This is a genomic window from Streptomyces sp. NBC_00104 (assembly GCF_045160825.1).
In the GTDB taxonomy this organism is placed as follows: Bacteria; Actinomycetota; Actinomycetes; order Streptomycetales; family Streptomycetaceae; genus Streptomyces.
Genome location: NZ_CP108215.1, coordinates 7529860 through 7544618, shown reverse-complemented (window position 1 = coordinate 7544618; position 14759 = coordinate 7529860). Strand labels below are relative to the sequence as shown.

Sequence of the window (14759 nt, the reverse complement as noted above, 5' to 3'; positions counted from 1 at the left end):
GGTCCGGTGAAGAGCCAAGACACCCCCTTCGTGGGCGGCCCCCTCGACGGGCGCGTCCTGCCCGTGCTGCTCGGCATCACCGGGCACCCCCCGAAGACGTACCGGGTCCCGGTGCCCGACGCGGCCGGGGGCCCGCCGACCGTCCTCGTCTACCGCCGGGTCGACGCCGGCCGGGGCGGCTTCCTGCACCAGCTGTGGAAGTACGAGTACGCCCCGGACGCGGACCCCGCACGCCGCCTGAAGTGGCCCTGGTCCAGGCCGGACACCCCGGCCGGCCCCGAGACCCCGGACACGCCGGACGGGCAATCCGCCACGCCGCCCGCGACGCCGCGCCGCACCGACGAGTGACACCCGGGCGCCGGACGGTCCACCCGGCGCGCGGCCGCCCCACGGTCCCCCGATCCTGCCGGTGCGAGGTGGACGGCCCACCCCCGCACCGGAGGTGATGACGTGTCAGCAAGGCTTCTGCGCCTGGTCGGTACGGCGACGGTCACGGCCCTCACGGCCGGCGCCCTCCTGTCCACGGCGCCCGCACCGGTCATGGCCGCACCGGAACCCCCCGTCGCCGACGGCACGGGAGCGGGCAGAAAGGCGGAGGCGACGGACGACGGCACGGACACGGCGACGAAGACGCCGACGGAGACGGAGACGGAGACGGAGAACGCCACCGACACGAACACCGAAACCGGCACGGACACTGAAACCAGCACCAGCACCAGCACCAGCACCGAGCCCCCCTCCCCCGACGAGCGCTCGGTCGCCGACCTGCTCACCGACCTTCAGCGGCTCCACCGCGAGGCCGAGGAGGCCACCGAGGCGTACGACTCGACCGGCGAGGAGCTGACGAAGCAGCGGACCGAGGTGGCGAGGCTCGACCGGCGGCTCGCGGCGGCCCGCCTCTCCCTGCACGACAGCCGGAGCGCGGCCGGCCGACTGGCCCGGCAGCAGTACCAGAACAGCAGCACCGCGCTCTCCCCGTACGTACGGCTGCTGATGACCCACGACCCGCACCGGGCGCTGGAGCAGGGCCATGTGATCGGACAGGTCGCACGGGAACGGGCCGACACGGTCGAGCGGCTGGTCGGCAGCGAACAGGACACCGACACCCTCGCCCGCAAGGCCCGCGCGGCCCTCGACCGTCAGCTCACCCTCACCGAGCGCCGCAGGAGAGAACACGACACCGTACGCGACCGCCTCGACGAGGTGGAGAAACTCCTGGCCTCCCTCACGCCCGAGCAGCTCACCGACCTCAAGAAGTCGGAGAAGAGGGCGACGGCCGAGGTGGAACCCGGGACGTCCGACCTCCCGACGCTCCCGACGCCCCCGAAGCTCCCGAGCACGCCGGGATCTTAGGGCCCGCCTACCCCCCGGCGACCTCCGACAGATACGCCCGGGTCTTCTCCGCGTCGTAGAAGTAGCTCTCGAAGTCCGCCGGATCGTCGAACCCATTGGCAAAACGATCCGCCACCACCGGCAGCCCCTCGGCCGCCCCGACCAACTCCAGCACGTGCTCGGCCGGCGGGGCCAGCATCGTGTTGGTCCACTTGGTGACGGGCCCCACGATCCGCCAGAACCGCTCGAACGTCCGCCGCATCCACGCCTCGTCGAACTCCGCGTCCCCGTGGTCGAGGATCGCGGCGAGGTACACGGCCGCGCACTTGGTCGCCGAGTTCGCCCCCTGCCCGGTGAGCGGATCGTTGGCCACGACCACGTCCCCTGCGCCCAGCACCAGCCCACCGCCGGGAAGTTGTCCGACGGGGTGCCGGACCACCGGGGCGTAGCGGCCGGTCAGCGCGGCACCCGGGTCCGTCACCTCGGCCTCGGTGGCGCGCGCGTACTCCCAGGGGGTGTGGCGCTCCATGAGTTCCAGGGTCAGGGCGAGTTGCTCCTCGGCGTCCCGGACGCCGTCGAAGACGTCGAGCGGGCCGCCGGGCAGGCCCAGCCAGAACAGGGCGTCGGCGTGCCCGGAGGTGGTGAGGACCGGCTGGACGATGAGTTCGCCGAGACCGGGCACCAGGTTGCAGCGGGCCGCGTGGAACCCGGGGTGCTCGGGACGCGGGCCCAGTCCGTGCACGTACACGGCGGCGAGCGCGCGCTGCGGCTCGGTGTAGGGCGAGCGGGAGGCATCGCGGCGGAACATCCGCACCAGCTCGCCCTTGCCCGCGGTGACGAGCACGAGGTCGTACACACGGGAGAAGTAGTCGAGGTCGGAGACCGCGGCGCCGTGGATGACCAGCTGTCCGCCCCGCCGGGCGAACGTCTCCATCCAGCCGGCCATCTTCACCCGCTGGTCCACGGCCTGGGCGTACCCGCGCAGGCGGCCGACCCAGTCCACGGCGCGCTCCCCGTCGAGGCCGGCGACGGACACGCCGACGCCCTCGATCCTCGGGGCCTGGGACTCCCAGAAGTTCAGTTCGAGATCGCGCTCGTGGCGCAGTGCCGAGTCGAACATGCACTGGGTGGACATGATCCGGCCGGCGCGTATCTCGTCCGGGGTCCGATTGGACATCAGTGTGACCTCGTACCCGTGCGACTGGAGTCCGAGGGCCAGTTGCAGCCCGGACTGGCCGGCTCCGACGACGAGAATCTTCCGCATCCGGACAGGTCTCCTGGTTCGTCCGTGTCGTCCCGCTGAGGGGGGACTATTCGGGGCTGAGGGATATCGCGTGCGAGCACAGGGCCAGCAGGGTCTCCATCGCGGAGGCCCGCTTGCGTGCGTCCATGATCATGACAGGCACATGGTCGGGCACGGTCAGCGCGTCCCGTACGTCCTCGGGTTCGTACCGCACGCTGCCGTCGAAGGCGTTGACCGCGACGATGTACGGCAGTCCGCAGCTCTCGAAGTAGTCGAGCGCGGGGAAGCAGTCGCCGAGGCGGCGGGTGTCGGCGAGGACGACCGCGCCGATCGCACCGCGCACCATGTCGTCCCACATGAACCAGAACCGCTCCTGGCCGGGCGTGCCGAACAGGTAGAGGACGAGGTCGTCGTCGAGGGTGATGCGGCCGTAGTCCATGGCCACGGTGGTGGTGAGCTTGTCCGGCGTCGCGGAGAGGTCGTCCGTGCCGACGCTGGCCTCGGTCATCAGCGCCTCGGTCCGCAGCGGGGTGATCTCGGAGACCGCGCCGACGAACGTCGTCTTGCCGACACCGAAGCCGCCCGCCACGACGATCTTCGTGGCGATGGGGGCCCGGCTGAGGTCGGACTGCCAGGGTTTCAGTTCTTCCTCGGGCTCCGCCCCGGGCCCGGCCGCGGCGGTGTCGGCGAGCCGGTCGAGACCGCGGGAGGCGGCCCTGGCGTAGCCCCCGGGCGGGGCCGCGTCCACGTCGACGCCGGGCGCGCCGAGCCCGACACGCACGGCGTCCGCGTCGAGACGGGGAGCGTCCGCGTCGACCTCGACGCGGGGGGCGTCGTCGTCGACGCCCGGGGTGACGCCGGCCGGGGCGTCGGGGTTGACGCCGGCCGAGGCGGCGTCAGAGACGGCGGAGTCCACTCAGCACCCTTTCCAGCAGAGCGCGGTCCGGCTGTCCCGGTCCGTGACCTGTTCCGTACACACGGATCTTTCCCTGGTCCGCGAGATCACTGAGGAGGACGCGGACCACGCCGAGCGGCATCTTCAGCAGCGCGGCGATCTCCGCCACCGTCCGCATACGGCGGCAGAGTTCGACGATGGCCCGCATCTCGGGCATCACCTTGGTGTTGAGTGAACCATTCGCCAACTGGGGCCGCTCGGCCGGGGCTTCGAGTACGGCGACGAACGTCTCCACGAGGAGGACATGGCCGAAGCGGGTACGGCCACCGGTGAGCGAGTAGGGGCGTACGCGGGCGGGTTTGCGGTCGCCGCCGCGCACGGGGAGCTTCTTCGCGCCCTTCGGCGTGGCCGGCCGCTTCGCCGGACCGGGCTCGGGGACACGTGCCCCGCTCTTCGTCGGGCCGCTCATCGGTGGCTCCCGGCCGCCTCGGTCTCCTTCTGGGACTCGGCCTCCAGGGACTTGCGCAGTTCGCTGCGGAGTTCCGGGGTGAGGACGTGGCCGGCGCGGCCGACGAAGAGCGCCATGTGGTACGCCACCACGCTCATGTCGCAGTCGGGGGCGCCGTGCACACCGAGCAGCGAGCCGTCGCTGATCGACATCACGAAGAGGCTGCCCTCGGCCATCGCGACCATCGTCTGCTTGACTCCGCCGAACTGCATCAGCTTGGCGGCGCCGATGGTGAGGCTGCCGATGCCGGAGACGATGGTGGCCAGGTCGGCGGCGGAGCCCCGGGGGCCCTGGGGCCGCTCTTCCCGGGCCTGGCGGGCCTCGGCGTTTCTGCCGGGGTCGGAGGAGAGCAGCAGCAGGCCGTCGGAGGAGACCACCGCGACCGACAGCAGTCCCGGCACCTCCTCGACGAGGTTGGTCAAAAGCCAGTGCAGGTTGCGGGCTTCACTGCTCAGTCCGAAGGTAATGGGCGCGGTCAACTGCTTTCCTCCTCGGAAGTGCCCCCCGTGGTGTCAACTGCCTCTGTCCGGTACTCATGCGTCACGGGCATCCGCGTCTCGCCCGACTGCTCGGCGATCTCCGCCTCGACGTCGCGGCGCCCTTCCTTGGCCCCCTGGTGGAACCCGCCGAGCCGACGGCGCAGTTCCTCGGCGTTCACGCCCCCGACCCGTGGCCGGGGCGTCGTGGGCGTGGGCGCGGTGATCCTGGGCGTGCGCTTGGGCAGGCCCTTGTCGGTGAGGCGCGGGGTCTCCTCGGCCCGTGCCCCCTCCGTCCCGGCCCGTGACACCTCCGACGTGTGCGCCGCGTTCCCCTCGTCGGCGGCACGCTCATGGGTGTCGGGTTCGCTCGGGTACGGGTCGTCGGTGACGTCGGCGGCGATGTCCCCGTCGCTCTCCTCGTCGGCGCCCTTCCCCGGGGCCACCGGAGCGAAGAGCTCCATCGTCGTCTCGGACACGGACTCTGTCCCGGGGTCGTCGTCTTCCGGTACGACGGTCCCGGAGGCCTCTGCGGCCTCTGCGGCGTCGGTGGCCGTCCCCACGGCCTCCTTCGCCAGCAGTGCCCGCTCGGCCGCCTCGATGAGAGGGTCGCCGTCGCCCTCGGGCTCGCGTACGGCGACGGAACGGCCGGGCAGGACGTTCGAGTTGGCCTCGGCGTCCACGCCCGGCAGCGAGAGCGAGGGCGTGATCGAGACCGGGGTGCCCACGGGTACGGCGGGCGTGGGGGCCAGCAGCCCCATGGGCAGGACGACGACCGCCGCGGTGCCGCCCGAACCGTGCTGCTGGAGCCGGACCGGGGTGCCGAGCCGGTGGGCGAGGCGGGCCACGACGTACAGGCCGAGGCCGAGGCCCTCGCCGTCCTCCTGCTCGTAGGGCGCCTCGGGGTCGAAGTCGGTGAGGCGGGAGTTGAGCCTGGCGAGCCGGTCGGAGGCGACGCCGATGCCGCCGTCCTGGACGGAGAGGGTGATCTCGCCGTTCTCCATCAGCCAGCCGGAGACCTCGACGGTCATCTCCGGCGGCGAGAACGACGTGCCGTTCTCCAGGAGTTCGGCGAGGAGGTGGCTGAGGTCGTCGGCGGCGAACCCGGCGACGTGCGCGCCCGGCGGCAGCGCGGCGATACGGACCCGTTCGTAGCGCTCGATCTCGCTGACCGCGGCGCGGACGACGTCGACGAGCGGGACGGGTCCGGCGTGGTGCTGGATGTGCTCGTGGCCGGCCAGCACGAGGAGGTTCTCGCTGTGGCGGCGCATGACGGTCGCGAAGTGGTCGAGCTTGAAGAGGGTGGAGAGCCGGTCGGGGTCCTGCTCGCGCTCCTCCAGGGACTCGATGACGGCGAGTTGCCGCTCGACGAGGCCGAGGGTGCGCAGCGCCAGGTTGACGAAGGTGGCGTGGACGCTGTGCTGGACCTTCGTCAGGTGGGCGGTGGCCTCGGCCAGTTCGGCACGCAGCCGGTCGCGGTCGTCGGCCATGGTCCGGCGCTGGCCGATGAGGTGCTTGCGGTCGCCCTCCAACGGCGCGAGCCGCTCGTGCAGCGCCAGGGCGTGCGCGTGGAGCGCGTTGACGGAGCGTACGACCTGGGCGAACTCGTCGTTGCGGCCGGTGAACTTGACCGGTTCCTCGGTGGCCGGGTCGCCGGCGACACGGGCGGAGCCGATGCGCAGCACCGCGAGCGGGCGGGTGAGGGAGCGGGCCATGCCGGTGGCGACGCCGACGGCGAGGAGCATCAGGGCGCCGAGGACGGCGATCCGGATCTCCAGCGCGGTGACGTCCTCGTCGCGCAGCCCGGCGAGGTCCTTGGTGCGCCGGTCGTAGAGGGAGGACTCGGCGCCGCGCATCAGGTCCACGCGGGCGGAGAGCGCCGCGCCGACCGTCTTCGCGCTGGTGCCGGCCTCGCTGTCGGAGAGCGTGGGCTGGTCGGTGAGGTCCGTCAGGTACTTCTCGGCGGTGTCGGCCTCGGGGCCGCTGACCGTGGCGTCGTAGGACGAACGGCCGGCGGCGGGCGCGGTCTCGCGGAAGTGGGCGAGGGCGGCGTCGGAGCGGACGCGGGCCTGCTGGGCGGCGGCGGTGAGCGCGTCGCGCTGTTTCGCGTCGGCGGCCGAGGCGCCGGTCGTGGTGGTGGGCAGCCCGGTGGTGGGGTCGATGACCGTCTCGGTGGTCGTCGGGACGCTGAGCGCGGCGACGAGCAGCCCTCGGGCGGCGGCGGCCTGCTGGACGGCGGTGTCGAGTTCGGCGAGGGCGTACGCGCCGCCGCCCGCGCGGGGCGGCAGCCGCTCGGCCAGTTCCTCGGCGAGGGCGTGGAGTTCGGTGACGACCGCGGTGTACGCCGTGTGCGCCTCGAGAGCGGTGCTCTTTCCGGAGAGCGCCGCTTCCCGTACTCCGGCGATGGACTCGGCGCTCTCGATGGCCTCCCGCAGCGCGGCGGAGGTGCCGGTGTCCGCCCTCAGCTCCTCGACCTGGGTGTCGACGCGGTCACCGCGCTGCTTGCCGGGCGCGGCCGACTTGGGCCGCCCGGCGGCGATGTACGCGGTGACCTCGTCCCGCTCGTCCGCCAGCGCGTGCGCGAGGGTGAGCGTCTCCTGGGTCTGCCCGGCGAGCGTGACCAGGCTCTGGGTGTCGTGCAGTTGCTCCGAGGCGGCGAGGATCGAGGGTGACCCGGCGCCCGCTATGGCGGCGGCCACGACGGCCACGGCCACGATGAGCCGGTTGCGTACGTGCGTCTTCCGGCCGGTGCCGACAGCGGGGGCCTGCGCCTGTGCCGTCCCCTGCTGGTTCGGGGAGGCCGCGGAGGCCTTCGAAGCTGCCTGCTTGCCTGCGCGCCGAGGCCGCGTCTTCTGCACCGGTGCTCGCATTCCTGACTCGTGTACCCATGGGCCGGGGTGACGATCCGTCGACTAGGCGAAGGACGTACGACGTATGTCGTGTGTCGCGTTCAGCCGTCCCCCCGGTACGGCTCCCGACCCTCCCAGTGCCGGTGGGCAGTGGTCCCGCATCATCAGTCCCGCCACCCGAAGGAGTGAACATGCCCGGGGAGTTGGCGGGCAAGTTCCTCCGGCTCACGCGGATGCCCCGTGCGGGGGGCCGGTTGGACGTCGGCGACGCGCTTTGACAGTATTCGCCGCCGCGCTTCACCGCTCACGATCATTCCATGCCAAACCCGGCGGCCCGTCTGGAGGGTCCGGGTCGTCCGGCGACCGTTGTCGGCCTTTCGCGGATCTTGCGGAGGGCTCGTGCAGACTGGCCGAATGCGCACGGAACTCGTCTCGGAGCCCGGTGACCCCCTTCGCCCCAACGAGGACTTCGCGTCGGTGGCCCTGCCCGCGGGAGGACAGGGCGGCGCCCTCGTCCTCCTCGACGGCGTGACCCCGCCGCCCGACGGCTACGGCTGTCGACATTCAGTCGCATGGTTCACTTCCCGCCTCGGCGGCACCCTGACCGAACTGTCCGTTTCGGAACGGGATTCGCCGTTGCCCGACGTGCTCTCACAGGCCATTTCTCGTACCGCCCGAGCGCACGTGCAAACCTGTGACCTTTCTCACCCGCGAACCCCGCAGGCCACAGTGGCCCTCGCCCGTTGGTCGTCAACGGCCGTGGAGTACCTGGTGTTGTCGGACTCGGCCCTGTTGTTCGAACGACCGGACGGCGCGGTGACGGCCGTACTGGACGACCGCCTCTCCCTGCTGCCCCGGGCCTCGTTGGCCACGGCCGCCATCGCCGACTCGACCGTCCGGAACAAGGAGGGCGGTTTCTGGACGGCGGCCGCCGATCCCGCCGTGGCCGCCCGCGCCGTGACGGGGACCCTCCCCCGCGAGGAGGTCCGGTCGCTGGTCGCGCTGACGGACGGGGCGACCCGGTGGGTGGAGACGTTCCGCGAGGGCGACTGGACGGACTGCTTCACCTTCGTACGGAAGACGGGGGCGCAGGGGCTGGTGCGGCGGGTGCGGGAACTCGAAGTCACCGATGTGGAACGCGAGTTCCTGGGCCGGAGCAAGACGCACGACGACGCGAGTGTGGTGTTCGTGGAGCCGTGAGGGCTCCGCCGCCGCTCAGCTCTCCACCCCGCGGTTCAACTGGTGCAACAGCTGCGCCAGTTGGGCCACCTCGTCCCGGTCCCATCCCGCGAGCTGCCGTACGTACGCGACCCGGCGGGCGTCCCGGACCGCCCGGAAGCGGGCCCGGCCCTCCTCGGTGAGGTGGACGAGCCAGGCGCGGCCGTCGGCGGGGTCGGGTTCGCGGGCGATGAGGCCGAGGTGTTCCAGGGCGCGGAGCTGACGGGACATGGTGGCCTTGCCGACGCCGATGTAGGCGGCGAGTTCGGTGGCGCGGAGGCGGCCGGCCTCGTCGAGGCGGGCGAGCAGGCCGTAGGCGGCGGACTCCAGGTCGGGATGGACGGCCCGGGCCATCTCCCCGGACTTGGCGCGGGCCCGCCGCAGCAGGACCGTCAACTCCCGTTCCAGCGCCAGGAACGCCTGGTCCATACCACCCACCGGCACGTCGGTCCCGCCCTCGCCGCCGTCACCGTTTCCGCCCTCGTCGTGCACGTCAGCGCTCCTGATTCCGATTCCGGGTTACTGAAAGTTTCCGCCAGGGCCGCCGTCGCGGGTGACGCCGTTCAGTATTTCGCAGGCGGGGGCCGACACCGACCGCCTCGCCCCCGCGCGCTTCGGCACGGCGCGCACGACCGCCCGCGCCTCCCCGCCCCGCCCCGCCTCGCCCGTCCACGGGAAAGGCCCGGGCCTCCCTCTCGGGGACCCGGGCCTTCACCCGTCCGGCGGGCGTCCGTCACACCACCGCCGGAGCCTTGGGGAACCGCCGTCCGGGGATCACGCGGCCACCGGCACCTCCACTCCCGCCGGGGCAAGCGCCAGCTCCAGGACCTGGCGGACGTCGGTGACGGCGTGGACGTCGAGCTTGTCGAGGACCTCGGCGGGGACGTCGTCGAGGTCGGCCTCGTTGCGCTTGGGGATGATGACGGTCGTGACACCGGCCCGGTGCGCGGCGAGCAGCTTCTGCTTGACGCCACCGATGGGCAGCACACGCCCGGTCAGCGAGACCTCACCCGTCATGGCCACGTCCGTGCGGACGAGCCGGCCGGACAGGAGCGAGGCGAGGGCCGTCGTCATGGTGACGCCTGCGCTCGGCCCGTCCTTCGGCACCGCGCCCGCGGGGAAGTGGATGTGCACGCCCCGGTCCTTCAGGTCGGCGACGGGCAGCTCCAGCTCCGCGCCGTGCGAGCGGAGGAAGGAGAGGGCGATCTGCGCGGACTCCTTCATCACGTCGCCCAGCTGGCCGGTGAGGGTCAGCCCCGCCGCGCCCGTCTCCGGGTCGGCGAGCGACGCCTCGACGTACAGCACGTCGCCGCCCGCGCCGGTGACCGCGAGCCCGGTCGCGACCCCCGGCACGGCCGTCCGCCGCTCCGCCGGGTCCTGGGCCGCCTCGGGCACGTGGTGCGGTCGCCCGATGAGCCCGCGCAGGTCCCCGTCGGTGACGGTGAACGGCAGCTCCCGCTGCCCCAGTTCGTGCTGGGCCGCGACCTTGCGCAGCAGCCGCGCGACGGACCGCTCCAGGTTCCGTACACCCGCCTCGCGCGTGTACTCACCGGCGAGCTTGCGCAGCGCGCTCTCGTCGAGGACGACCTCGTCGGCGCCGAGCCCGGCCCGGTCCAGCTGCCGGGGCAGCAGGTGGTCCCGGGCGATGACGACCTTCTCGTCCTCCGTGTACCCGTCCAGCCGGACGAGCTCCATCCGGTCGAGCAGGGCCTCGGGGATCGCCTCCAGCACGTTGGCCGTGGCGAGGAAGACGACGTCGCTCAGGTCCAGCTCGACCTCCAGGTAGTGGTCCCGGAAGGTGTGGTTCTGGGCGGGGTCGAGGACTTCGAGCAGCGCGGCGGCCGGGTCGCCCCGGAAGTCGGAGCCCACCTTGTCGATCTCGTCGAGCAGGACGACGGGGTTCATGGAACCCGCCTCCTTGATGGCCCGGACGATACGACCGGGCAGGGCGCCCACATACGTACGCCGGTGCCCTCGGATCTCCGCCTCGTCCCGTACGCCGCCGAGCGCGACCCGGACGAACTTGCGCCCCATGGCGTGCGCCACGGACTCACCGAGGCTGGTCTTGCCGACACCGGGCGGCCCGACGAGCGCGAGCACGGCACCGCCGCGCCGCCCGCCGACGACGCCCAGCCCCCGGTCCGCGCGTCGCTTGCGCACGGCGAGGTACTCGGTGATGCGCTCCTTCACGTCCTCCAGCCCGGCGTGCTCGGCGTCGAGCACCCGCTGGGCGCCCCGGATGTCGTAGGAGTCCTCCGTCCGCTCGTTCCACGGCAGTTCGAGGACGGTGTCGAGCCAGGTCCGGATCCATCCGCCCTCGGGCGACTGGTCGCTCGACCGCTCCAGCTTGTCGACCTCCTTGAGCGCGGCCTCCCGGACCGCCTCCGGCAGATCGGCGGCCTCGACGCGCGCCCGGTAGTCGTCGGACTCCTCGCCGTCCTGCTCGCCGTTCAGCTCGCGCAGCTCCTTGCGGACGGCTTCGAGCTGCCGCCGCAGCAGGAACTCGCGCTGCTGCTTCTCGACGCCCTCCTGGACGTCCTTGGCGATGGTCTCGGCGACGTCCTGCTCGGCGAGGTGGTCGCGCAGCTGCTGGGTGGCGAGCTTCAGCCGGGCGACCGGGTCGCCGGTCTCCAGGAGCTGGATCTTCTGATCGGTGGTGAGGAAGGGCGAGTAACCGGAGTTGTCGGCGAGCGCGGAGACGTCGTCGATCGCCTGCACCCGGTCCACGACCTGCCAGGCGCCGCGCTTGCGCAGCCAGCTGGTGGCAAGTGCCTTGTACTCCTTGGCGAGTTCGGCGACCTGCCCGGGCAGCGGCTCCGGCACGCTCTCGTCGATCCTGGTCCCCTCGACCCACAGGGCGGCGCCGGGCCCGGTGGTCCCGGCCCCGATCCGCACGCGGCCGAGCGCGCGGATGAGCGCCCCGGGGTCCCCGTCGGCCAGCCGTCCGACCTGCTCGACGGTCCCGAGCACACCCGTGCTCGCGTACGCGCCGTCGATCCGCGGCACCAGCAACACCTTCGGCTTCCCGGGCTCCGCCCGCGCCGCGGCCTGCGCGGCCTCCACCGCGGCCCGAACATCCGTGTCGTTGAGGTCCAGCGGCACCACCATTCCCGGCAGCACGACCTCCTCGTCGAGCGGCAACACGGGCAGGGTGAGCGGTGCGGACGGAGCGTACTCAGTGGCCATGATCTCCCTCTCGACAATCAACTTGAGCTACATGGACTCAATGCATGTGAGCCTCCCGATGTTCCCTTGCAATGTTCGCTATCAGCGATCACGCCTCGGCTACCTTTGACAGCGAACCTTGCGAGGCCGATTCAACGTCGCGAGGATCTGAAGACGGACGGCTCCCTACGCCGCCCCAGACCCAGGCTTGCCAACGACGCCGAGGAAGCCTTCCTCGCGCCGGACTCAGGGCGCAGCCCTGGCTGATCAAGGCGGCCACCGGCGCCCCAGAATGCGGGCGAAGATGGCCGTCGCGAAGATCACCCGAAGCGATCTCATCGTCGACGCCATCGGGATACCGCCGTCCGTACGAGCCGCCGCCGAGGTGTTCTACCGCCCCATCGACGCCGCCTACGAACACCGCTCGGTGATCGTCGCCTCGAACCTGCACCCAGATGACTTCGATTCGCTCATACCTAAGACGTTGGCCGCAGCCGTCGACCGGCTTCTGCAACTCGCGCACCTCGTCCTCACCAAAGGCTCCAGCCTCCGGCTGATCAGACCAAAACAGCCAGGGTGTCATCCCGCTGACCGAGCGCGGCTGAACTCAGCCCCAGATTCCGTGAACGCATGACGCGGGAGGCCATGAGCCGATAAGAAGTATTAATAAGGTCTAACACTTCTTAGGAGTCGTCATGGATGACAGCAAGTTCAACGAGCTCAGAGTGCGAAAGCTCAAGATCCTCAGCGAGTACTACGAGGAGGACATGAAGAGGCGCGAGAAGCTGACAGCCGATCTGGCGGGAGTCGACCGAGAGATGGCTCTGTTGGCGGACACCAGCCTCGCCCTGTCTTGCCTGGTCCGGAACACGCCAGGCCCGAGGCAGACCGTCTACCACTCGGCCGACGCCACCTGCGACCGCGTCCGTGATCGCAGCAACTTCGGCGAGCACTCAGAGTACGAGGCACTCGAAGAAGTGGGCGACTACTACCTCAAGCGATGCACCGCTTGCGACTGGGAGAAGGCAGCGGAGATCCACGCACAACGCGGATCAGCGTGAGCCACGCTCAGGCACTTGAGACACATCCAATCGCACGATTGGAAGTCATACCGGACAGGGAGATCAACCGTCCGCCGGCAAGGACCTGAAATGTCCGTTCACCCAATGCCCTACTTCCGTTGACATGCGCCCACGCGACCGACGCTCCATGTACGCAGAGCTACGGACTGACACTTCTCGTGGCGGCACGACGTTGGGCGCGTAGAGCCATCCTGCACACGGCCAGGGTCCACCATGCGATGAAGCAACCCAGGATCCGGCTCCTGCACCAGCGATGAGGGTGGACAGCCGGTGGCTGTATTGCCCCGTGGCCGCACGCCCCTCAAAACTGCTCAGATCCTGGCCGCATCTCCTCTCTCCTTGTGGTGTAGCCGTATCCGTCGGCCCGTTGGAGCAGGCGGAGGTTTGCATGGCTCGTGTCGGCGTAGCCGCCAGGAACGGAAACGCGGTGGCGTCCGGTGGCACGTACGGCGACACGGCCGATGTGGACGCCCGCATACTTTCCCGTGAGGATGTACGCGCCGACGAGGTCGCCGGTGGCGAAACCGTAGTGATGCTTCTTTCGGGGAAGCCGGAGCCGAGGGAAGCCGTGCTTGTCCGTGCGGGTGCGGGAGTAGCTACCGCGCCCGGTCACCTTCACGACGAGCACAGTATCGGGATGCCGGACGATGCGCGTGGTGCCGTCGATCTCGCCGACCGCGAGGGCATCCAGAGTGTGGGTCTTTGCCAGGTGCTGGGTGACGCGGTTGTACTTGGTCCGGCCACCGGACCAAGTACAGAGGGGCATGCCCAAACTCCTGAGTTCGCATACCAGTTGCCAGCGTGTCGCGTTCATGACGGCCGCGTCCCGCAGGGGAGCCTTCGCCTGCTCGAGCAACTTCGCGAGCCGGGCAGGCTTCTTCGCCAGGAACTCCTTGAGTGGTTGGGCTGCCTTGGCCCGGTTGCACGGACCGCAGGCCAGGGTCAGATTCGAGATGCGATCGGAGCCACCACGTGCCCTGGGCTGGATGTGCTCGATCTGCAACGGGGTGTTCGCCGCCCCGCAGTACGCACAGGTCCGCCCCCATTTCTCCAGCAGGTACTGCCGGACCTCGTAGCCGGCCAGGGTCCCCTGCTGGTATTCGGCTCCTTCCAACGCCTTCACCCCCAGACTCAGCGCATGAGTGTCGAACGCAACCGACTCGACATGCACCTCCTTGATAGGGAACAGGCGCATCAGACGGGTGACCTGACCGACGGTGGAGTCCACGCGATGGCGTAGGGACGGTGCCAGCCAGCCCACGGGTCGGATGCGGTTGTCGAAACGCGGGGCGCGATGGCGCAGGTTCGCCGTGCGTCGTCTGCGCCTGTAGTTTGCCCGCTGCTCCATGGCCTTACGGATGGTGGCGCCCCGGTGCTGAAGCTCGACCGCGTACAGGCCTCGCCGCACCGTCGAGAATCCACCCGTAGCCCGGTCCAGCGCGGGGCTGTCGGCAGTGATGGCGAGCCCTGTCCCCTTCGAACCGGGATCGATCCGGATCGCGACCCCCTCCACCTCGGAGTCATCGAGGAGTCGATCTTTGATCCGGATCGTGAACGGCGTGTAGCGAGCGACCACCGCGCGGCCCTTGCGCAGCATTTCACGTGCCCGAGCCGGATGACACGGCATCAGCGGGCGGCCCCGCTTGTCCAGAACCGGCACCAGCTGCGCCCCGGCGCGCTGCCCGGTCGTGTCGTTCTTGCCTGGGTAGATGCTGCCGTCACCGGCAGCGGTTACTGCCCCGGACGCCGAAGCGGTGGGGTCGTGTCGCCGCAGGCTGGACGGTGATGTGCCTGCGGTCTCCCCTCGCCCATGTTCCACACCGGCTGCACCACCCTGGCGGGTCGTGCGCCTGCGGCCCGTTTCGTCCCTGCTCCCAGGGTTGTCTGCGACCGCAGGTTCCAGAGCCTGCCGCTGAGGAAGCACGGCAGGGTGGGTCTGCTCACCTGCATGAAACGTAGTCATCGAACTCACCTCGATTCACTGATGACTT

The 14759-nt window shown here is 70.8% G+C and carries 13 protein-coding genes; 5 read left to right on the top strand and 8 right to left on the bottom strand.

Annotated elements, in window-relative coordinates:
* Window positions 1-6: 6 nt before the first annotated feature.
* The gene (locus OG272_RS33270) at window positions 7-348 is read left to right on the top strand and encodes a hypothetical protein (RefSeq protein ID WP_327727836.1); all 342 of its coding nucleotides are present in this window, start codon (window positions 7-9) and stop codon (window positions 346-348) included.
* Window positions 349-450: 102 nt separating this feature from the next.
* The gene (locus OG272_RS33265) at window positions 451-1353 is read left to right on the top strand and encodes a coiled-coil domain-containing protein (protein ID WP_405895391.1); all 903 of its coding nucleotides are present in this window, start codon (window positions 451-453) and stop codon (window positions 1351-1353) included.
* A 7-nt stretch (window positions 1354-1360) separates the two neighbouring features.
* Here OG272_RS33265 and OG272_RS33260 read toward each other — a convergent pair whose 3' ends face one another.
* The 5 genes from OG272_RS33260 to OG272_RS33240 form a co-directional block, all read right to left on the bottom strand.
* Window positions 1361-2596, bottom strand: a complete 1236-nt coding sequence (locus OG272_RS33260; RefSeq protein WP_405895390.1) for a styrene monooxygenase/indole monooxygenase family protein — start codon at window positions 2594-2596, stop codon at window positions 1361-1363.
* 46 nt (window positions 2597-2642) lie between these two features.
* A complete protein-coding gene (locus tag OG272_RS33255; protein WP_326585623.1) occupies window positions 2643-3218 on the bottom strand; it encodes an ATP/GTP-binding protein in 576 nt (191 codons plus the stop codon).
* Between the two features lie 253 nt (window positions 3219-3471).
* Window positions 3472-3939 (bottom strand): DUF742 domain-containing protein, encoded by a 468-nt coding sequence (locus OG272_RS33250; RefSeq protein WP_326577522.1) that lies wholly within the window; start codon window positions 3937-3939, stop codon window positions 3472-3474.
* On the bottom strand, window positions 3936-4457 hold the full coding sequence (locus tag OG272_RS33245) for a roadblock/LC7 domain-containing protein (RefSeq protein ID WP_326577524.1): 522 nt from the start codon (window positions 4455-4457) through the stop codon (window positions 3936-3938). Before OG272_RS33245 ends, OG272_RS33250 begins: the two co-directional genes overlap by 4 nt.
* Window positions 4454-7312, bottom strand: coding sequence for a nitrate- and nitrite sensing domain-containing protein (locus tag OG272_RS33240; protein WP_405895389.1), 2859 nt, complete (start codon window positions 7310-7312; stop codon window positions 4454-4456). Before OG272_RS33240 ends, OG272_RS33245 begins: the two co-directional genes overlap by 4 nt.
* A 405-nt stretch (window positions 7313-7717) precedes the next feature.
* Between OG272_RS33240 and OG272_RS33235 the strand changes: the two genes are divergently transcribed.
* The gene (locus tag OG272_RS33235) at window positions 7718-8503 is read left to right on the top strand and encodes a protein phosphatase 2C domain-containing protein (protein WP_326577528.1); all 786 of its coding nucleotides are present in this window, start codon (window positions 7718-7720) and stop codon (window positions 8501-8503) included.
* 15 nt (window positions 8504-8518) lie between these two features.
* On the opposite strand, the gene OG272_RS33230 is transcribed toward OG272_RS33235, so the two are convergent.
* Complete coding sequence (locus tag OG272_RS33230; protein ID WP_326577530.1) at window positions 8519-9013, bottom strand: MarR family transcriptional regulator; 495 nt, start codon at window positions 9011-9013, stop codon at window positions 8519-8521.
* A 282-nt stretch (window positions 9014-9295) separates the two neighbouring features.
* Window positions 9296-11707 (bottom strand): endopeptidase La, encoded by a 2412-nt coding sequence (gene lon, locus OG272_RS33225; protein ID WP_327727840.1) that lies wholly within the window; start codon window positions 11705-11707, stop codon window positions 9296-9298.
* A gap of 283 nt (window positions 11708-11990) precedes the next feature.
* On the opposite strand from lon, the gene OG272_RS33220 reads away from it, so the two are divergent.
* Window positions 11991-12320, top strand: a complete 330-nt coding sequence (locus tag OG272_RS33220) for an ATP-binding protein (RefSeq protein ID WP_326577539.1) — start codon at window positions 11991-11993, stop codon at window positions 12318-12320.
* Window positions 12321-12381: 61 nt separating this feature from the next.
* Window positions 12382-12747, top strand: a complete 366-nt coding sequence (locus tag OG272_RS33215; RefSeq protein WP_326577541.1) for a hypothetical protein — start codon at window positions 12382-12384, stop codon at window positions 12745-12747.
* Between the two features lie 322 nt (window positions 12748-13069).
* On the opposite strand, the gene iscB is transcribed toward OG272_RS33215, so the two are convergent.
* Window positions 13070-14731 (bottom strand): RNA-guided endonuclease IscB, encoded by a 1662-nt coding sequence (gene iscB, locus OG272_RS33210; protein WP_327727841.1) that lies wholly within the window; start codon window positions 14729-14731, stop codon window positions 13070-13072.
* Between the last annotated feature and the right edge of the window lie 28 nt (window positions 14732-14759).